Source organism: Dialister sp. i34-0019-2H8 (assembly GCF_042846925.1).
Taxonomy (GTDB): Bacteria; Bacillota; Negativicutes; order Veillonellales; family Dialisteraceae; genus Dialister.
The window spans coordinates 1,812,848-1,831,003 of the sequence record NZ_BAABYQ010000001.1; the positions used below are offsets into that span (position 1 = coordinate 1,812,848).

The 18,156-nt window shown below is 53.0% G+C and carries 14 protein-coding genes; all 14 read right to left on the reverse strand.

Annotated features, from left to right (window positions below):
• Positions 1–514 precede the first annotated feature (514 nt).
• The 14 genes from radA to ACGG9R_RS07920 all read right to left on the reverse strand — a co-directional run bounded on the left by radA (position 515) and on the right by ACGG9R_RS07920 (position 17,921).
• Positions 515–1,903, reverse strand: a complete 1,389-nt coding sequence (gene radA, locus ACGG9R_RS07855; RefSeq protein ID WP_390153605.1) for a DNA repair protein RadA — start codon at positions 1,901–1,903, stop codon at positions 515–517.
• A gap of 258 nt (positions 1,904–2,161) precedes the next feature.
• Entirely contained in the window at positions 2,162–4,570 is a 2,409-nt protein-coding gene (locus ACGG9R_RS07860; protein ID WP_390153607.1) for an ATP-dependent Clp protease ATP-binding subunit, read from the reverse strand.
• A gap of 77 nt (positions 4,571–4,647) precedes the next feature.
• Entirely contained in the window at positions 4,648–5,163 is a 516-nt protein-coding gene (locus ACGG9R_RS07865) for a UvrB/UvrC motif-containing protein (RefSeq protein WP_390153610.1), read from the reverse strand.
• A 2-nt stretch (positions 5,164–5,165) separates the two neighbouring features.
• Entirely contained in the window at positions 5,166–5,690 is a 525-nt protein-coding gene (locus tag ACGG9R_RS07870; RefSeq protein ID WP_390153613.1) for a CtsR family transcriptional regulator, read from the reverse strand.
• A 198-nt stretch (positions 5,691–5,888) separates the two neighbouring features.
• On the reverse strand, positions 5,889–6,374 hold the full coding sequence (locus ACGG9R_RS07875) for a regulatory protein RecX (protein WP_390153616.1): 486 nt from the start codon (positions 6,372–6,374) through the stop codon (positions 5,889–5,891).
• Positions 6,325–7,404, reverse strand: a complete 1,080-nt coding sequence (gene recA / locus ACGG9R_RS07880; protein WP_390153619.1) for a recombinase RecA — start codon at positions 7,402–7,404, stop codon at positions 6,325–6,327. The genes ACGG9R_RS07875 and recA overlap by 50 nt, the downstream gene beginning before the upstream one ends.
• Before the next feature lie 256 nt (positions 7,405–7,660).
• Positions 7,661–10,117 carry a DNA gyrase subunit A gene (gene gyrA / locus ACGG9R_RS07885; protein ID WP_390153622.1) on the reverse strand — a complete coding sequence of 819 codons (2,457 nt, stop codon included), beginning with the start codon at positions 10,115–10,117 and terminating at the stop codon, positions 7,661–7,663.
• 291 nt (positions 10,118–10,408) lie between these two features.
• Complete coding sequence (locus ACGG9R_RS07890) at positions 10,409–10,996, reverse strand: DNA-3-methyladenine glycosylase (RefSeq protein ID WP_390153624.1); 588 nt, start codon at positions 10,994–10,996, stop codon at positions 10,409–10,411.
• Positions 10,993–12,072: an efflux RND transporter periplasmic adaptor subunit gene (locus ACGG9R_RS07895; RefSeq protein WP_390153627.1), complete on the reverse strand. Its 1,080-nt coding sequence runs from the start codon at positions 12,070–12,072 to the stop codon at positions 10,993–10,995. Before ACGG9R_RS07895 ends, ACGG9R_RS07890 begins: the two co-directional genes overlap by 4 nt.
• Positions 12,069–13,295 carry an FprA family A-type flavoprotein gene (locus ACGG9R_RS07900; RefSeq protein ID WP_390153630.1) on the reverse strand — a complete coding sequence of 409 codons (1,227 nt, stop codon included), beginning with the start codon at positions 13,293–13,295 and terminating at the stop codon, positions 12,069–12,071. Before ACGG9R_RS07900 ends, ACGG9R_RS07895 begins: the two co-directional genes overlap by 4 nt.
• A gap of 562 nt (positions 13,296–13,857) precedes the next feature.
• Positions 13,858–14,508 carry an amino acid ABC transporter permease gene (locus ACGG9R_RS07905; RefSeq protein WP_390153633.1) on the reverse strand — a complete coding sequence of 217 codons (651 nt, stop codon included), beginning with the start codon at positions 14,506–14,508 and terminating at the stop codon, positions 13,858–13,860.
• Positions 14,509–14,544: 36 nt separating this feature from the next.
• Positions 14,545–15,348: a transporter substrate-binding domain-containing protein gene (locus ACGG9R_RS07910; protein WP_390153636.1), complete on the reverse strand. Its 804-nt coding sequence runs from the start codon at positions 15,346–15,348 to the stop codon at positions 14,545–14,547.
• Between the two features lie 522 nt (positions 15,349–15,870).
• Positions 15,871–17,478 (reverse strand): MATE family efflux transporter, encoded by a 1,608-nt coding sequence (locus ACGG9R_RS07915; RefSeq protein ID WP_390155132.1) that lies wholly within the window; start codon positions 17,476–17,478, stop codon positions 15,871–15,873.
• 236 nt (positions 17,479–17,714) lie between these two features.
• Complete coding sequence (locus ACGG9R_RS07920; RefSeq protein ID WP_390153639.1) at positions 17,715–17,921, reverse strand: hypothetical protein; 207 nt, start codon at positions 17,919–17,921, stop codon at positions 17,715–17,717.
• Positions 17,922–18,156: the final 235 nt, after the last annotated feature.

An 18,156-nucleotide genomic window follows, 5' to 3' on the forward strand; every position in this document is an offset into this window, starting at 1 on the left:
TACCTTACCATTTCCTTTTCTCCGTGTATGGACTTTTTAGCTATTTCCCTATGATTGAAATACGCTTACGTTCATTGACAGGTCTTTTGAAATTTGGCTCAAAAAATGAGGAAAGTCCCCTTTCTACTGCCATGGTTTTGTCATTTCCGATTCTTCACAGAATTGTTCCAGCTTGTCATAGACGGGAGCTACCCATGTAATATGCAGTATTTTATCATCCTTTTTGGGTTTAGGCATTTTATTGTATTATAGCATGCCTTTTTATAGAAAAAGTGTTTCTATTTCGCTTCCCTGTTTAGGAGAATGAATGATGCTGCCACATCGTCAGCCATCTGTTTCTAGTGAATACAAAGATCGGTATGACAGACTCATACCGAAGGATCATTTTCTTCGTAAGCTCTTCGATCTTGTAGATATCTCATGCATATATGATGAGCTTGTGGAGGTGACCATCGGGCACGAATCCCCTATGTCATGGGCAGGGAAACAGGATTCGTGGAGAGGCTGCCCCTAATCATTTCACGGCTTCCATCAAGTCTTTCAGATTTCTGACGAAGACGGTATGTTCTCTGATCTCGTCCAGATGATGCGCTTCATAATAGGCCAGGACTTCTTTTTTATTGCGTTCCGACAGGATGAAATGGGTAAATTTCATCTTGAGTGCTTCTTTGAGACGAAGCGTGACACGGGAAACGGGCATGATCTCTCCGGTGAGACCGATCTCTCCGAGTGCCATGAGGTTCTGCGGGATAGGGGCGTCGCCTCTGACAGAGATCAGTGAGAGTGCGACAGCCAGGTCGGCGGCAGTTTCCTTCACACGGAAGCCGCCTGCCACATTGAGATATACATCTTCGGTCGAGAAAGGAATGCGTCCGCGGCGTTCCAGGACGGCAAGGAGAATGATCATGCGGTTGTAGTCATAGCCCGCCGCGATGCGGCGCGGGATGGCAAGAACCGAGTGGACGGTGAGCGCCTGGATCTCTACAAGGACAGGGCGCAGTCCCTCCATGCAGGCGACGACAGCCTGACCCGGCGTCTGGCTCGTGCGGTCACGGAGCAGGTACTTCGACGGGTCTTCGATCCCTTTGAGCCCCTGCCCCTCCATGACGAAGAGCCCGGACTCTGCGGTGGAGCCAAAACGGTTTTTCACCGTCCTCAGCACGCGGAACTGGTAGCTGCGGTCGCCTTCCAAGTAGAAGACCACATCGACCATGTGCTCCAAGATGCGCGGTCCCGCGAGATTTCCTTCCTTCGTCACGTGACCGATGATCATGACAGCGATATTCTCACTTTTCGCAAGGCGCACGAGCACGGCGGTGCAGTCGCGGATCTGCGCAGGACTTCCCATCGGGGATTCATTGGCAGAAAGATACATCGTCTGGATGGAGTCGATGACCAGCATGGATGGCTTTTCTTTCTCAGCCTCAGAGACGATGACATCCAGATTACCGCCGGAATAGACGAAGAGATCGTCATCAGCAGCGCCGAGTCTTTCGGCGCGCATCTTGATCTGCGCTTCGGACTCTTCCCCACTTGCATAAAGGACGCTCCGTCCCGCCTTTGCCATGGCGTGGCAGACCTGGAGAATCAGTGTCGACTTGCCGATCCCCGGCTCTCCGCCCCAAAGGATGACAGAACCGGGGACGACGCCGCCTCCGAGCGGACGATCGACCTCGGGCATCGAAAGCTGCATGCGTTCATGGTTTTCCAGGTTCACTTCCGAGAGTTTCTGCGGACGCTTGCCGCTGACCACCTCATGCGTCGTCCGCAGCTGCTTGGGGAGGACTTCCTCCACCGTCTCCTCGAGTGTATTCCATGAGCCGCACTGCGGGCATCGCCCCATCCATCTCACAGTTTCTGCCCCGCAGTTCGAGCAGACGAATTTGGTTCGGTTCTTGGCCATGGACGTATCTCCTTTATCATCATATCGTTCATCAGTACACTATACAATTTCTCAAAGTTAGGAGTGAGAAGTGAGGAGTGGTGGTGGCGGCTTCGCCGCAATTTTATCATTCGGCGCTTCGCGCCGCACCTTCCCCGTTGAACCTTCAGACCCCAGAGAACCCGTTGAACCCCTAAAAACACAAAAAGAGTGCAACGGGAAATGTCTACTACATTCCCATTGCACTCTTATTATATCATCTGCCTAAAGGCGATGGCATCATTCCGCGTGGAAAGTCAGCTTGCCATCCTTGGCATCCATGTGGAGGACTTTCTTCTTTTCGAGCCCCTCCTGCAGAATGAGCTCGGAGATCGGGTCTTCGACTTCTTTCTGGATGGTGCGGCGCAGCGGACGGGCACCGTATTCCACATCGGTACCATGATCGATGAGGAGCTTTTTCGCTTCTTCGCTGGCATCGAGCTTCACTTCGAAGTGCGCGAGCTTCTCGCTGACCTTGGCAAGCATCAGGTTCACGATAGAGGAAAGATCGGAAGCGGTGAGCGGATGGAAGACGATGATCTCATCGATACGGTTGATGAATTCCGGACGGAGCGTGTGTTTCACTTCATCCATCATCAACTTCTTCACATCCTCGAAGGTTTCCTTCTTCTCGCCTTTGTCCTCTGCTTTGAATCCCAGTTTCTTCATCTGGTTTTTCAAGAGGGCAGAGCCAAGGTTACTGGTCATGATGATGACAGCATTCGTGAAGTCCACGGTGCGGCCCTGACCATCGGTCAGACGACCATCATCGAGTACCTGCAGAAGGATATTGAAGAAATCCGGATGCGCCTTTTCGACTTCATCGAAGAGGATGACGCTGTACGGCGTCTTTCTCACGGCATCGGTCAGTTGGCCGCCTTCTTCATAGCCGACATATCCTGGAGGCGCGCCGACGAGACGGGACACTTCGTGTTTCTCCATGTATTCCGACATATCGAAACGAATCATATTTTTCTCACTGCCAAACATGCATTCAGCGAGCGCTCTGGCCAGCTCGGTCTTGCCGACACCGGTCGAGCCGAGGAAGAGGAAGGAACCGATCGGACGTTTCGGATCCTTCATGCCGGCACGCGCACGACGGATCGCCGTGGCAACGGCATGGACAGCCTCATCCTGACCGACCACTCTCTTATGCAGCTCTTCTTCCAGATGGAGCAGACGCTCGGAGTCGCTCTTCTTCAGATTCTGCAGCGGTACCCCCGTCCATTTAGCGACGACTTCTGCCACATCTTCTTCCGTGACTTTAAGATCATCATGATCCGCGCCCTTCCAGTCCTTCTTCATGAGGGCGATCTCACTCTGCATCTTCTTGGCAGCATCACGATACTCGGCGGCTTTTTCAAAATCCTGCGAAGCCACAGCCGCTTCCTTTTCTTTCAAAAGGGAGGCCAGCTTTTCTTCCTTCTCTTTCAGCGCATCCGGTGTCGAAGACGCTTCCATGCGGACCTTGGCGGCGGCTTCATCGATGACATCGATGGCTTTATCAGGCTGGAAACGATCCGTGATGTAACGACCGGAAAGTTCGACAGCCGCTTTCATTGCTTCATCGGTGATCTTCGCTTTATGAAAGGCTTCGTAGCGATCACGCAGGCCCTTCAAGATCTTCAGCGTATCTTCCGGTGTCGGTTCACCGACTTTGACCGGCTGGAACCGACGTTCCAAAGCGGCATCCTTTTCGATATACTTCTTATATTCTTTCAAAGTGGTCGCGCCGATGCAGCGCAGCTCCCCGCGTGCCAGAGCCGGTTTCATGATATTGGCTGCATCCATGGAACCTTCCGTCGAGCCTGCTCCCACCAGTGTATGCAGTTCATCGACGAAAAGGATCCAGTCTTTATGTTTCTTCACTTCATCAATGACTTTTTTCAGCCGTTCCTCGAATTCTCCTCTGTACTTGGTACCGGCGACGACGGAGGACATATTGAGAGAAATCACATGGCAGTCCTTCAGGATCTCCGGCACATCATGAGAAACGATCCGCTGTGCAAGCCCTTCTGCGATGGCTGTCTTGCCTACGCCCGGCTCACCGATGAGGACAGGGTTGTTCTTATTTCTGCGGGACAGGATCTGGATCACACGATTGATCTCCGTCTGACGCCCGATGACAGGGTCAATCTTGCCCTGTTTGGCTTTTTCATTGAGGTCGATGGCAAAATCACCCATCTCTCCCAGCTCTGCACTGCCTTCTCCATTTCCGTCTTCCGAAATATAAGTATCGAAGGCTTTCTGCAGCTTCTCCTGCGTCACGCCGAAATGCTCCAGGATCTGCATCGCAACGCCGCTGCCTTCCCGAAGAATGGCAAGCAGCAGATGCTCCGTGCCGACGAAGGAATTGCCAAGATCATTGGCTTCCTCCAGCGCCATTTCCAGCACCCGTTTCGTCCGCGGCGCTACATACAGCTCACGGCGAGAGAAGAAGCCGCTCCTTCCCTGCCCGGCGAGCAGCGGCTCCACCGCCTCTACGGTCACACCGAGCGAATTCAGGATCTTGCCGCCGGCCGAATCTTTTTCGTGGGCAATGCCCAAAAGCAGATGCTCGGTCCCCAAATAATCACTGCCCAGCTTCGCAGCCTCTTCTCCTGCAAATTTCCAGGCATTTTTTACACCATCTGTATATCTGTCTTCCATAGAAATCCCTCCTTTGTTTTGGGGTTTATATTAAATGAGAAATTAGAAATGAAGGTGGTATTTCAGTCACCAGTCACTCATTTCTTTCCTTCAATCGCCTTGATCTTATCTCTGACCTCGCAGGCACGCTCGAAGTCTTCGCGATCGACGCAGCTCTTGAGCTCCCTTCTTAAGGCTTGCAGCTCCTCGCTCTCCGCCGGAGCATCCACCTTTTCTTTGGCCTTCGGTTCATTGACGGGAATTTCATTCTTCCCTTTCTGGAACGACGGCCGGATCGACTCTTTGAAGCGGTTGTAGCCGTCTTCATTCTCCGGCAACTTTTCCGGGCTGACTTCGATGAATTGTCCGCCGCCCTGATCTTCCAGCGTGCGGGTCCCGAAGGGGTCTTCTAAGAGATGCCCAAGCATCGAGCCGCCGAAGAAATGATCCAGCGGACTGTCAAAGAATCCACTTCCAAAGAAGCTCTGCTCCTTCTGGAACACATGCTCTTTCTCTGCGCACTCACTGCAAAGATGCTCCTCTTTTCTATGTCCGTTCACCACCTGCACCATATGAACGGTGGCAGGATGTGCATGACAACGTTCACAAAGCATATTTATTCTCCTTTCAGCGCCCATTCGATGCGATGGATCATCGTCCGTCCGGCTTCCTTTCGGTGTCCTTCCGGACAATACTCCAACATCGTGTGCGTCATCGCATACATCAGCCGATACTCACGCTCGGAAATGATGTCGTAATTTAAAAGCATCTGGAAATATCCCCGAAGACCATTTTCTATCTCCTCCTGAGATACCGGTTTGTCTTTTGTTTGATGATTTGACTTTTCATTCTGGTACTGGCTCGCTGCCTCCTTCAAGCGATGGTAGTAGTCCGGCACCTCCTCACGCTCGACAGGTCGCAGGGAGATCTTGATATATCCACCGCTCCCCCGCCGTGACTCGACGATGAATCGATCATTGGCGGAGAATCTCGTATTGATCACATACGTCACCTGTGAAGGCGCACACGCGAGCCGGTCGGCCACCTCCTTGCGCTTTAGCAACAGCTGGTCTGTATTTTGCTTATCCATCAGATCCAGAATGAAATTTTCTATTTTATCAGATAGCATCGTGCTATTCATATCACTCACCGCTTTCCGCTTGACCTCTTACCTCATTTCTGTAATCTATTATACATCAAATAGTCAAATAGTCAATAGCCTTTTTAATTTATTCTTTTAGAAGTTCCAGAGATCAGAGATCGGAGCTTATGTGTGACCGGCAGGCAGCCGGCCGCCTCCAATCAAAAACGGCAGACCCATCGGTCTGCCGTTTCCTTTTTACTCTTCTGTTTCCTCAAGATCCATCTCATGCATCACCGTCATGACGGCATCATGGGAAAACCCCCTTCGCAGGAGAAAGGAGGCTGACTTTTTGAAATCTGTCCGCAGCTTCGGACTCATGCCCCACTTCTTTTGCAGGAGGGCGGCCGCCATCTCGATCTCTTCCTCAAGCTGCAGGTGCTTCTCCGTAGCAAGCCCTTTCAGCTTCAGCTTCTGATGGATGTAGGCGTCTCCGTACTGCGCGCGGCGGCGGTAGGCTTCGAAAAGCTCATCAGCGAGGTCCTCATCATTGACATATTCATAGGCTCTGAGCCGTTCCATCGCCTCTTCGATCTCCTTCTCCGTGTACTCCCGCTCTTTCAGCTTCCGTGTGAGATCTTTCTCGCTCTGGTCGCGGAACTGCAGGAGGTACACCGCCGTCTCGTAGCAGGTCCTATCCTTCGGACGAGTCCGTTTCGCTGTCCGCTTCCGAGTGTACGCCATCTTCGAAATGATCCGGTTCTACGACAAGGGTGTCACGGATGATCTTATCGATCTCCGCTTCGACATCCGGGTGTTCCTTCAAGTAACGCTTCGCTGCCTCACGACCCTGGCTGATCCTGCTGCCTTTGTACGAGTACCATGCCCCGCTCTTTTGGATGATCTCCATATCGACCGCGATATCAAGGAGTGTGCCTTCCTTGGAGATCCCTTCCCCGTACATGATATCGAACTCAGCCACCTTGAATGGCGGGGCGACTTTGTTCTTCACGACCTTCGCCTTCGTACGGTTGCCGATGATATCCGAACCATTCTTGATGACTTCGAGCTTGCGGATCTCGATGCGGATCGAGGAGTAGAATTTCAGTGCGCGGCCGCCCGTCGTGGTTTCCGGATTGCCGAACATCACGCCGACCTTTTCACGCAGCTGGTTGATGAAGATGACGATGGTCTTCGATTTGCTGATGATCCCCGTCAGCTTACGGAGTGCCTTGCTCATGAGGCGCGCCTGCAAGCCGACCGAAGCATCACTGATATCCCCTTCGATTTCCTGCTTCGGTACGAGGGCTGCGACCGAGTCGATGACGATCATATCGACCGCGCCGCTTCTGACCAGAGACTCTGCGATGGAGAGCGCCTGCTCGCCGCTGTCCGGCTGGGAGATCAAAAGCTCTTTCGTATCGACTCCGAGGTGATGCGCATAGACAGGGTCGAGTGCATGCTCGGCATCGATGAATGCGGTGACGCCGCCCATCTTCTGCGCTTCTGCGATCGCATGCAGCGCCAGCGTCGTCTTACCGGAGGACTCCGGCCCATAGATCTCGATGACACGCCCGCGCGGATAACCGCCAACGCCGACAGCGATATCAAGGGCGAGCGAGCCCGTCGGGATGACCTCGATATCGAGCTTATCTCCCATTTCGCCAAGACGCATGATGGAGCCGGCACCAAATTCCTTAGTGATCTGCTTCATCGCATTTTCGAGTGCCTTCTGTCTGTCCTGCTGTGCATTCATTTCTTTCGTGACTGCCATAGATACCTCCTTGAAAACCAAGTCTCAAATCGTTTTCTTATACTGCAATTATACGATACAGCAAAGGGAAAAGATAGCGAACCCCAGATTAAATCTCGAAACCAGTCTTTCCTGTATGCCTCCCAAACACTTCATCAGATAGTCAGACGCAAAAACCCGCCGCGCTTTCCACGCGGCGGGTTTCGCAGGGATATATGTGACTGTCATCTGGCAGCGGGTCCTCAGATCAAGCTCACGAGGATCCCCTCTCACCTACTTATTCTTCGGTGTCTTCTGCTTCCGGATCATTCGAGAGCACGTCGATGGAGGCGATGCGATCCCCATCCTCGAGACGCTGGAGAATGACGCCCTGCCCTGCTTTCGTCTTCTTGCTGACGATCTGGCTCGCTTTGGTCTTGATGGTGATGCCCTGTTCGGAGACGCCGACGAGCTCATCCTTGTCATCCGCTGCGACAAGGGCTACGACCTCGTAGCCGCGGCGGAAATTCCGGATGCCCTTGCCGTTTCGGCTCTGGATATGATAGGCAGAGGCCTTGTTTCTCTTCGCATTGCCGTCCGCAGAAATGGTGAAGATATCCTTATCTGCTGCGATGCATGCGCCAACGACTTCATCATCGCCCGCGAGCTTGATCCCATGGACACCGGCAGCGGCGCGACCCATGGAGCGGACCTCGCTGTCATCCACAGAGAAGCGGATGGCCATGCCATCCTTGGTGCCAAGGATGATCTCCTCTTCACCGGTGATCGCAAGCACAGCCGCGAGGCGGTCGCCCTCATTGAGGCGGATGGAGATGAGACCGTTCTTGTTGATGTTCTTGTATTCCGCAAGCTCCGTCTTCTTCACGTAGCCTTTCTTCGTTACCATGAGGAGGTACTTCGTCCCTTCCTGCACATTGTCGAGGTCGAGAAGCTCGGTGACTCTTTCATCACGGGCCAGATTCGGAATGAAATTGATGAGCGCACTGCCGCGTGCGGTCCTCGTGGATTTCGGGAATTCCACGGCCGTCTTCATGTAGACCTTGCCCTTGTTTGTGAAGAAGAGGATGCGGTTGTGCGTGGAGGTATTCAGGATCTTCCACACATAGTCTTCGTCCTTCATCTTCATGCCGGAGACACCGCGGCCGCCCTTCTTCTGGACACGAATATCCGCAGAGTCCATGCGCTTGATGTAGTTCTGCTTCGTCAGGGTAATGGTCATCGGTTCATCCGGGATGAGGTCAGTCAGGGTGAAGTCCTCCTTCGTGGCCGAGATCTGGGTGCGGCGTTCATCGCCGAAGTTTTTCTTTTCATCCTGGAGCTCGTCTTTGACGACGCCCATGATCTTTTCTCTGGAGGAGAGGAGGTCTTCGAGGTAAGCGATGGTTTCCTGCACGTCCTTATAGTCCTGTTCGATCTTGTCTCTTTCGAGGCCTGTCAGCTTGCGCAGACGCATGTCGAGGATGGCGATGGCCTGCTTTTCCGAAAGTCCGAATTTCGACATGAGAGCCTGTTTCGCCACATCATCGGTGCGGGATTCACGGATGGTCTTGATGACTTCATCGATGTGGTCGAGCGCGATGAGGAGACCCTCCAAGATGTGCGCTTTGGCTCTGGCCTTGTCGAGTTCATACTGGCTTCTTCTGGTGATGACTTCTTCCTGATGCTTCAGGTAATAGTAGAGGATCTGCTTCAGGTTCAGGATGCGCGGATGTCCGTCGACCAGTGCCAGCATGATGGCGCCGAAATTCACCTGCATCTGGGTATGTTTGAAGAGATTATTCAGCATGATGTCCGGGCTGACGTCGGCACGCAGCTCGATAGCGATGCGCATGCCGCTGCGATCGGATTCATCACGAAGAGCAGTGATGCCGTCTAAGACCTTCTGACGCTGCAGGTCGGCGATGGACTCGATGAGGCGCGCCTTATTCACCTGATACGGGATCTCCGTCACTACGATGCGGTGTTTGCCGCGATCCATGTCTTCGATCTCCGTCTTTGCACGCACGGTGATGCTGCCGCGGCCGGTGCGGTAGGTATCCTCGATGCCCTTCACGCCCTGAATGATACCGGCGGTCGGGAAATCCGGACCTTTGATATACTTCATCAGCCCATCGATCGTGATGTCGGGATCATCGATCATGGCAGAGAGGCCATCGACCACTTCCGACAGGTTGTGCGGCGGGATATTCGTCGCCATGCCGACGGCGATGCCGTAGGAACCATTCACGAGCAGGTTCGGGATGCGGGACGGCAGGACGAGCGGTTCCTGCAATGAGCCGTCATAGTTCGGCATGAAATCAACGGTATTCTTGTCGATGTCGCGCAGCATTTCCACGGTGATCTTCGCCATACGCATTTCCGTATAACGCATCGCAGCTGCAGAGTCGCCGTCGACAGAGCCGAAGTTCCCGTGTCCATCGACCAGCGGGTAGCGCGTCGAGAAGTCCTGCGCCATGCGGACAGCAGACTCATAGACTGCGATATCGCCGTGCGGGTGGTACTTACCTAAGACATCACCGACGATGCGGGCCGACTTCTTGTACGCCTTGCCCGGCAGCATCCCGGCTTCGCTCATCGCGTAGAGGATGCGGCGATGTACGGGCTTCAGGCCGTCTCGCACGTCCGGCAGCGCACGAGTCACGATGACCGACATGGCGTAGTCGATGTAGGAATTCTTCATCTGCCCTTCCAAGGGGGTATTGATGATCTTTCCTTCTTTCCATTCGATATCCATAGTGTCTCCTTGCGAAAAAAGACAGCGCCTTTCGCGCTGTAAATTAAACAATTACATATCTTATTATAGCACAAAAACGCTCTCACAGCCATTTGAGAGCGTTTTATGGGATCCTTTTGAAAAGTTAAACAAAAGCAGGCTCTATGCATAGTCAATCGTCTTTGCCGGAGCTTGCTATGCATGGACACATCGATGGTAAGCGCTTCTTTCATCACAAAAGAGCAGCCGCAGGGAAACGCCGGTTCGATCGCAGTGTCAGATGTGATCCGTGTTTCCCTAGAGCTGCCCTCTTTATTTAGATACATATATATTATCTTCGAGCACCATGCGCCACGGGAAATTTCTTCCATACTTCGCATAGTCGATACCGATGCGTTTGGTGCGCTTCACAGGGAAATGCTCCTCTCCCTTTTCGATCCAGAGACGGTTTCCTGTGAGGTCTTCTCCATAAAAGGAGCGATCGATCCCCATCGCCATCGTCAGGCGGCCGGGCCCTCCTGTGAGAAGCCTGCCCTTCGCCCCTTTCCGTCGATGCTGCATGAGTTCTACGCCAGAGAGCGGCTCGATAGCGCGGATAAGGACGCAGCCGGGTATTCCTTCGGACTCGCAGACGATATTGAGGCAGGTATACATGCCATAAATGAGATACACGTAGGCATGACCGGGCTCGCCAAAGATCACCTTCGTCCGCGCGGTGATGCCCTTGGCAGAGTGCGCGCCATCGTCTTCATGACCGCGCCAGCATCCGCCATAGGCTTCGCACTCCACGATGCGGCCCGTAGTCAGCCCCTCCTTCGTGCGGCAGCAGAGGACAGCGCCGATGAGCTTCTTCGCCAATGTCACGGGATCGGTATCGTAGTCGGCGCGCTCCCATTTCATTTCACATCGACCTCCATGCCCATCTCGAGGTCTTTCGTCGGATCCGTCACGACACGGTCGCCCTCAGAGAGACCATCCATGATGAGCAGGAATCCCCCTGTCTCGCTGGCGACGTCTACGGTCTTGATGTCGATGAGCCCGTCATCATTCACAACAGCGACGGAGTCCTCGCCGATCAGAGCTGTCTTGGGAATCATGTAGGAAGACATGGTCTTGCCGCTTTCGATGCGAATATTGTACTCATTCCCGATGGTGATCTCATCATCGCTGTTATCCACCTGCACTTTGTAGGTGGTGTATTTGTCGCCGTCCTCATTCGGCTGTTTTTTGAGCTCGCCATACCAGATCTCATCGCCATCCGTCATCGTGACCGTCAGCGTCTTGTCATCCTTGGCGCGTTCCATCAGCGTATCCAGCTTGGACGGGATCTCGATGGAGGCCGTCACCGGTGAATCCTGACGGATGACGAGAGCGGGCTTGCCTGCCATGGCCATGTGCGTATCTCCGATGTAGACCTGCGAAATGATCCCACTGATCGGCGCACGGACAGTGCAGCCGGCGATGGTCTTCTGCAAGGCTGCCAGTGCGGATGCCAGATTTCCATCCACCTGCGCCCCGCCACCGGAAGGGGCCGGCTCAGCCACTGCGCTCCGTCCCTTGATGCGGTTATACTCTGCGCGGGTGATGATGCCCTGCTTCAGAAGCGAAGCTTCCATGCTGTTATCGATCGGCGCGCCGCCATAACTGACCGCCGGAGCCGAAGAGGCACTCTCGGCGATCTTCGCTTCGAGCGCTGCCGCCTGCGACTCATACTGAGAGGAGTCGATCCGGAAAAGAACATCGCCTGCTTCGACCGTGGTCCCAATATCAGGCAGATCAGAAAGAAGGCCGCCTGATACAGACGGAATGACCGGCGCGACATGAAGCGCCTCCGGCACCGCTTTCGTCTCCAGGGTAAATGGTTCCTGGCTGGCTTCGGCCTTCATGACATGCACGGAGGGTTTTCCGCAGCCCGAGAGAAGCAATACGGCAGAGAGCGCTCCTGCCGCCATCCAAGAGATCCATTTCTTCATCATGCGCCTTCTTTGCCAAGAATATCCGCGGCCAGCGTATCCGCGAGGGAGATCAATGCTTCGTCATCACCGGTGGTGCTGCCCTTCACGTGGAGCGGCTCTTCGATGATCTCACACTTCTTCCACGTGCTGACGATATCCTTCATGAGCTTGCCGGATACATTGGGCGCCCAGCTGCTGTTCCCCAGGATCGCCACTTTGCGGTTCTGGATGCCCATCGTCGTACATTCGTGAAGGAAGGCTGCCATCGCCGGATTGAGGCACATATTCATCGTAGGTGCTGCCAGTACCATGTGGCTTCTGCGGAACACTTCCGCCCACGCATCACTGACAGGGGTCACGCAGAGATCGATGAGCTTCAGATTTCTGACACCTCGCTCGCCGAGGAGCGTCGCGAGACGAGTAGCTGCCATCGCGGTATGACCGTAGGCAGAAGCGAAGAAGATGGAAGCCGACGTATAATCCGGTGTAAAAGACGCCCATTTCTTCATGCGCTCTATCACATACGCCTTGTCCTTCTCCGTGCGAAGGACGGGCCCGTGAAGCGAACAGATGATGTCGATGGGAAGAGCCTCTGTCTTTTTCAAAACGGAAAGCACCTGCATGCCGTACTTGCCCGTCGTATTCGTGTAATAGCGACGGCCTTCCACGCCATACACATCCGCATAGTCAACGGCATCGGCAAAGATGGAGCCATGGATCGCACCGAATGTCCCGAAGGCATCCGCAGAAAAGAGGACTTTGTCTGTCTCATCATAGGTAAATGTCACTTCCGGCCAGTGGACCATCGGCGCCTTGATGAAGCGGAGCTTGTGCACGCCGAGATCCAGCACCATCTTTTCGTCAGAGATGATGGTGCGATCTTTGAACGATACATGGAAGAACTGCTCGAACATTTTGATCGCCTGCGGAGAAGCGATGATCTTCGCCTTAGGATGTGCCTCTGCAAGTGCCAGAAGCGAACCGCTGTGATCCGGCTCCATGTGATTGATGATGATATAGTCAAGCGCACGACCTTTCAGAAGGTACGAAAGGTTATCCATGAAAATGTCCCGGCATGCATTGTCGATCCCATCCAGGACACAGGTCTTTTCATCATCGATAAAGTAAGTGTTATAGGAAATCCCCTGCGGGAGCGGTACCAGATTATCAAAGCGAGGCGTCACGAAATCGTTTGCGCCGATCCAGTAAATGCTGTCCGTCACTTTCTGTTCATTGTGCATCATAACAAGACTCCTTTGGAAATACGAATAGATATGTATTATTATAGCATTCATGGGAAGAAGGCTAAAGACTCAACGGGTTCAATGGGTTCTAAGGGTTCAAGAGGTTCTAAGGGATTGGAGCGGCGCTTTTCGTCATCCTGAGCGGAGAAAAAAGCTGTATGTTAGGGAAACGATTATCTGAATAATGGCAGCTGAGTCGAAGGATCTAAGCGCCGCATCGTATACATATGGAAACGCTGATTAAATCGCAGAGTCAGATTCCACAAGAATTTTTATACATGACTTCGTCATAGCCTTCCTTAAATAGCTCGCTATTCGCGTCAGGTTATTCCTCGTCATGTATAAAAATTCAAGAGTAAAATCTGACAACGATTTAATCAGTGTTTCCATAAAGCGATGCCCGAAGTTGTAGTCACAAGTCACTCATCCCTGCTTTCACACATCCATCGTTTATCGGTCTGCAAGGAAGATTTCTCGGCAACGCTTTCAATGACGATACGGGAGTCTGATGTCTTCTAGTCACTAGTCACCAGTCAAAAAAAGCACCTGCCTTCGCAGATGCTCACATGTTCTTTTCCAATTTGGCAAGGATCCGGCTGGTAACGACCGTCAGAAAGAGATAGATGACGGCTGTCGTGATGAATGTCTCCCACACGCGATAGTACTGTGCATTCGCTGCATTCGCCCAGTACATGAGCTCTGGCGTCGCGATGACGGAGGCGAGAGACGAGTCCTTGATCAGGCTCACGAAGGAATTGCCCAGTGCCGGTACGACCGACTTCAGCGCCTGCGGCAGGATGACATAGCGCATGCTCTGCCATGCGGAAAGCCCCAGCGCACTGGCGGCCTCCCCCTGCCCTACATCGACGGACTGGATGCCCGCACGGATCGTTTCCGCAATGTATGCCCCCGCATTGATAGAAAGCGCGAGTGCGGCCGAAAGGACACCGTCCGGCTTCTTCATGAAAAGAGGTACGATGCCGAAGTAGGTGATCAGCAGCTGCAGGAGGAGCGGCGTCCCGCGTATGCTTTCGATGAAGAGCAGCGCAGGGAAAGACAGGCATTTCTTTTTCGAAGTACGCAGGAGTGCAAGCACAAGCCCCAGCAGAAATCCACAGAGGATCGCGATCAGCGAGAGCTTGATCGTGAGCCATGTGCCGGATAAGAAAAACGGCGCATATTCCTGAATGATAGAAAATTTGAAATCAGACATGATTAGCCTCAGAATCATAAAATGATGCGTTCCGGATCAGCGGTTCCCCAGTTTTTCCAGCGTCTCCTCATCGACTTTCGTCTTGAACCACTTTTCATAGATCTTTCCATAGGTACCGTCAGCGATCATGTCCTTGAGCGCCTTGTCGATCTTGCTCTTGAGCTCTGCGCCCGTATCCTTCGGATAGAGGATACCGAAGAACTCAGGCGTGAAGGCTTCGTCATCATAGACGATCGAAAGATGCGCCTCGGGGTACTGCGCCTGGATGGACTTCACGGACGTCTCATCACCGACCAGCGCATCGACCTGCCCGCCGATCAGCATCTGGATGGACATCGGCGTCTTCTTGATGGAGGGATGATTCTTTCCGAGAAGCTTTTCCAGCGCCTCCTGCCCCGTCGAGCCGTTCTGCACAGCGATCTCTTTGCCGTCCATCAGATCCTTCGCGCTGTGGATATCCACACCTTCCCGCACCAGGATCGCCTGCCGGGAGAGGAGATACGGCGCCGAAAAGAGATAGGATGCTTCTCTATCCTTCGTGACGGTGACACCGGAAATCGCCATGTCCGCCTGATGTGAGCGGATCTGCTCAAAGAGCGCTTCCCAGCCCGCATCGGTGAGATCCATCGTAAGCCCTGCGCGCTTCACCGCTTCTCGTGCGAGGTCCACGTCAAATCCGACGATCTTGCCATTCTCCATGTACTCGAAGGGATTCCAGTTCGCATGAGTCACGACATGTATCTCATTTTTCGTCTGCTTCGGCGCGTCTCCTCCGCAGCCCGTCATGAGAAAACAGCCTGCCGCGAGAAGCGTTGCCCCTATGATGATGATTTTTTTCATTGTTCTTCTCCTACTTATTTCATGGGATACCATGGAAGAATTTTACGCCTGCCAAAAAAGGTTTTATTCAGCATGCCTCTTTGATATTCCCATTATACGACCGCGAGCATTTCAATACAAGTTGTTTCGTATTTATTTTATAAAACTTTAAGTAAATACTGATTCAATCGTTATCAGATGTCATCCGTATTTCCCTTCGTCTCCAACAAAAAGGCGATGTGAAATAACGATCATCTCCTTTTCGCGTTCCATCTGCCGCGGGGGACTTGCAGCTCTCATAGGAGTGACCGGGAAACCTTATCCCAGCTGTCTTTCATGCCATAGTCACCCATCCACCCCTTTCGGGCACCTTCCCCTCGAGGGGAAGGCTGCGATACGAGAATGCCATCTTCTAAAAAAAGGCGGCGAAGCCGCCACGAGAGCCCTGAACCTTGAACCCTGAATCAAATGAAAGCAAAGTAAAAAAGGGCTGTGAAGAAATGAGGATTCATTTCTTCACAGCCCCTATCCCCCTGATCGTACCTAAGGAATGTAGGCCCGGGTCGCATGGCCTAAGATGCATAAATGCAGATCCGTCAGAAGAGAGCGACCGATCGGAAGCACCCTTCTGTTTTCTGTAAATATATCGACCTCGGCTTCTTTGATGTCCTGCACCAGAGAAGCGAGTTTTTCTTCAGCACGTTCCCAGAAAGCAAGCAGCTCCTTCGCCTGCTTTACATTAGAAGCCACTACAGCATGGACGGCAGCAGGATGCGTGATCTTCCTGTGCATAAAGAAAGCAAAGGAAGGCAGAGCCTCTCTATCCATGACGCGCTCCACATAGACGAGACGCAGGATCATCAGCATGGCCGAGCAGCCGACGCCGAAGACCAGCCCGAGCCAGTAGGAGTCTGCTCCGAGACCGACCACATGGTCAAGGAAAAGGCTCATCGGGAAGCAGCCGCCCCAGTACGCAATGACCATCAGAATAAAGGAGACACGCGTATCCTTGAGACCGCGGAGGATCCCCTGGATCGGAGTGGAGATCGCATCAAAGAGCTGCCAGCCTGCACTATAGATCAGGAACTGTCCGGCAATGGAGGCGACGATCGTGTCGCTCGTATACATATTTCCGATGGAAGAGCGGAAAAGCACCGTCATCGCAGCCGTCATCGCTGCTCCGGAGAGGGCCACGACAAAGCCGGCCTTTTTGTAGCGGCGAGCGAGCGGGATATCATGCGCGCCGACAGCTGTCGCGATGAGGATGGTGAGGGCCATCGAGCAGGAGACGGGCAGCATGTAGACGATAGAAGCGAAGTTATCCGCAATCTGGTAGGCAGCCAGCGTGTCCGTGCCATAACGGGCAAGAAATACGATGATCAGACTGAAAAGGCTCATTTCCATAAAAATGGAAAGTCCGCTCGGCACACCAACGATCAGGTACTCCTTGACGTCAGAACGCTTCACGAGGATCGAATGGAAGATCTCATGCCCCTTGAGCGCAGAGGACTTCAGTACGACGATAAGGAAAAGAACCAAAAGGAAACCATAGGTCAGCATCGTCGCAAGACCGGCACCGATCCCGCCCAGACGCGGCAGACCGAAATGCCCATAGATGAAAAGATAGTTGAATACAGCATTGACCGGCGGCGCCATCAGGAAGAGCTTCATGGAAGTCGACGTCGAGCCTGCCGTATCCGTCAGACAGCGAAGGGGGACGATCATGGAAATGAAGAAGACCACGCCCACCATCGTCATGAGATAGTAGCGCGCCACATATGCCACTTCCGCTTCCAGCGTGAGCGACGTCAGAAGGTCATCGATGAAAAGTACATAGGCTGCCCCGAACAGGAAGGAGATCACAAGCCCGATCAGAAGTCCGCCGCGGACCACATAAGGAAGCCCTTCCGGCTTCTTTTCACCAAGAAGCGTCGCCATGAGCGGCGTTCCCGCCATGAGCAGCCCCACGATGGAAGCCAGAAGCGGATAGAAAAGTCCCGCGCCCACCGATACGCCTGCGAGGTCATCGCTTCCGGCATGCCCCGCCATGGTCGTATTGATAAAAGTGATGCCCGCTGTCGAGATCTGCGCGACCAGGATCGGCAGCATCACGGATAATAATTTCTTTATATCTTCGATTAAGGAGTACATCAAAGCTCACTCTCCAGAGATTTCATCAAAAAAGACGCCCTGCGGCGTCTCTTCTCACTGTCAGAAAAGGATCCTTTGGCGTATTCAAAAGCCAAAGGCAGGCACGATATCCGCGCCCCACCGCCGCATGAAATAGAAAGAAGCGGCCCCATAAGGCAACGCTTCCGGTACGGCTGCTGCTTTTCCGATCCTTTTTCACTCTTTCAAGCCAAGCAATAAACAGGTACACAAAAAGATCAGAGAGCAGCAGATGCTCTCCATCCCCCCGCGCCGATGAAACCTCTGAAGAAAGAGGCAAAACGAGACAGGATCCGTTTGAAATTAACGTTGACACGGCACGGCACCAGAAGGTTCGCACCTTCTACATAGAAATAGGCCATGTAAAAGAGCAGGTACATGCTGCTGTACATCGTGAGATCCATCAGTTCATCGATCCCCATCATCGTTCTCGCCTCCTTTTGTTTTTCTACTATAAAAAGCCCATCGGAAATGGACTTTTCAAAACTCTTGTGAGAAAAAGCAAAGTTTCCAAAATGCAAGCCTGCATTTGTATATTTTATGCTTTTGGGTTTATGGTATTTTCGATACCTCTGTATAAATTATATCATTAGCTGAAAGAAAAAGCAAATGAGGGGAAAATGGTGACTAGTGACTGGTGACTAGTGACTGGTATTTCGA

Excerpts from the sequence above, each read along its gene's own strand:
- ACGG9R_RS07865 (WP_390153610.1), bottom strand. The coding sequence starts at position 5,163 with ATGCTTTGTGAACGTTGTCATGCACATCCTGCCACCGTTCATATGGTG.
- ACGG9R_RS07875 (WP_390153616.1), bottom strand. The coding sequence starts at position 6,374 with ATGGCGTACACTCGGAAGCGGACAGCGAAACGGACTCGTCCGAAGGAT.
- ACGG9R_RS07920 (WP_390153639.1), bottom strand. The coding sequence starts at position 17,921 with ATGATGGGGATCGATGAACTGATGGATCTCACGATGTACAGCAGCATG.
- ACGG9R_RS07890 (WP_390153624.1), bottom strand. The coding sequence starts at position 10,996 with ATGAAATGGGAGCGCGCCGACTACGATACCGATCCCGTGACATTGGCG.
- ACGG9R_RS07915 (WP_390155132.1), bottom strand. The coding sequence starts at position 17,478 with ATGTACTCCTTAATCGAAGATATAAAGAAATTATTATCCGTGATGCTG.
- ACGG9R_RS07910 (WP_390153636.1), bottom strand. The coding sequence starts at position 15,348 with ATGAAAAAAATCATCATCATAGGGGCAACGCTTCTCGCGGCAGGCTGT.
- ACGG9R_RS07860 (WP_390153607.1), bottom strand. The coding sequence starts at position 4,570 with ATGGAAGACAGATATACAGATGGTGTAAAAAATGCCTGGAAATTTGCA.
- ACGG9R_RS07870 (WP_390153613.1), bottom strand. The coding sequence starts at position 5,690 with ATGAATAGCACGATGCTATCTGATAAAATAGAAAATTTCATTCTGGAT.
- ACGG9R_RS07900 (WP_390153630.1), bottom strand. The coding sequence starts at position 13,295 with ATGATGCACAATGAACAGAAAGTGACGGACAGCATTTACTGGATCGGC.
- ACGG9R_RS07895 (WP_390153627.1), bottom strand. The coding sequence starts at position 12,072 with ATGATGAAGAAATGGATCTCTTGGATGGCGGCAGGAGCGCTCTCTGCC.
- radA (WP_390153605.1), bottom strand. The coding sequence starts at position 1,903 with ATGGCCAAGAACCGAACCAAATTCGTCTGCTCGAACTGCGGGGCAGAA.
- recA (WP_390153619.1), bottom strand. The coding sequence starts at position 7,404 with ATGGCAGTCACGAAAGAAATGAATGCACAGCAGGACAGACAGAAGGCA.
- ACGG9R_RS07905 (WP_390153633.1), bottom strand. The coding sequence starts at position 14,508 with ATGTCTGATTTCAAATTTTCTATCATTCAGGAATATGCGCCGTTTTTC.
- gyrA (WP_390153622.1), bottom strand. The coding sequence starts at position 10,117 with ATGGATATCGAATGGAAAGAAGGAAAGATCATCAATACCCCCTTGGAA.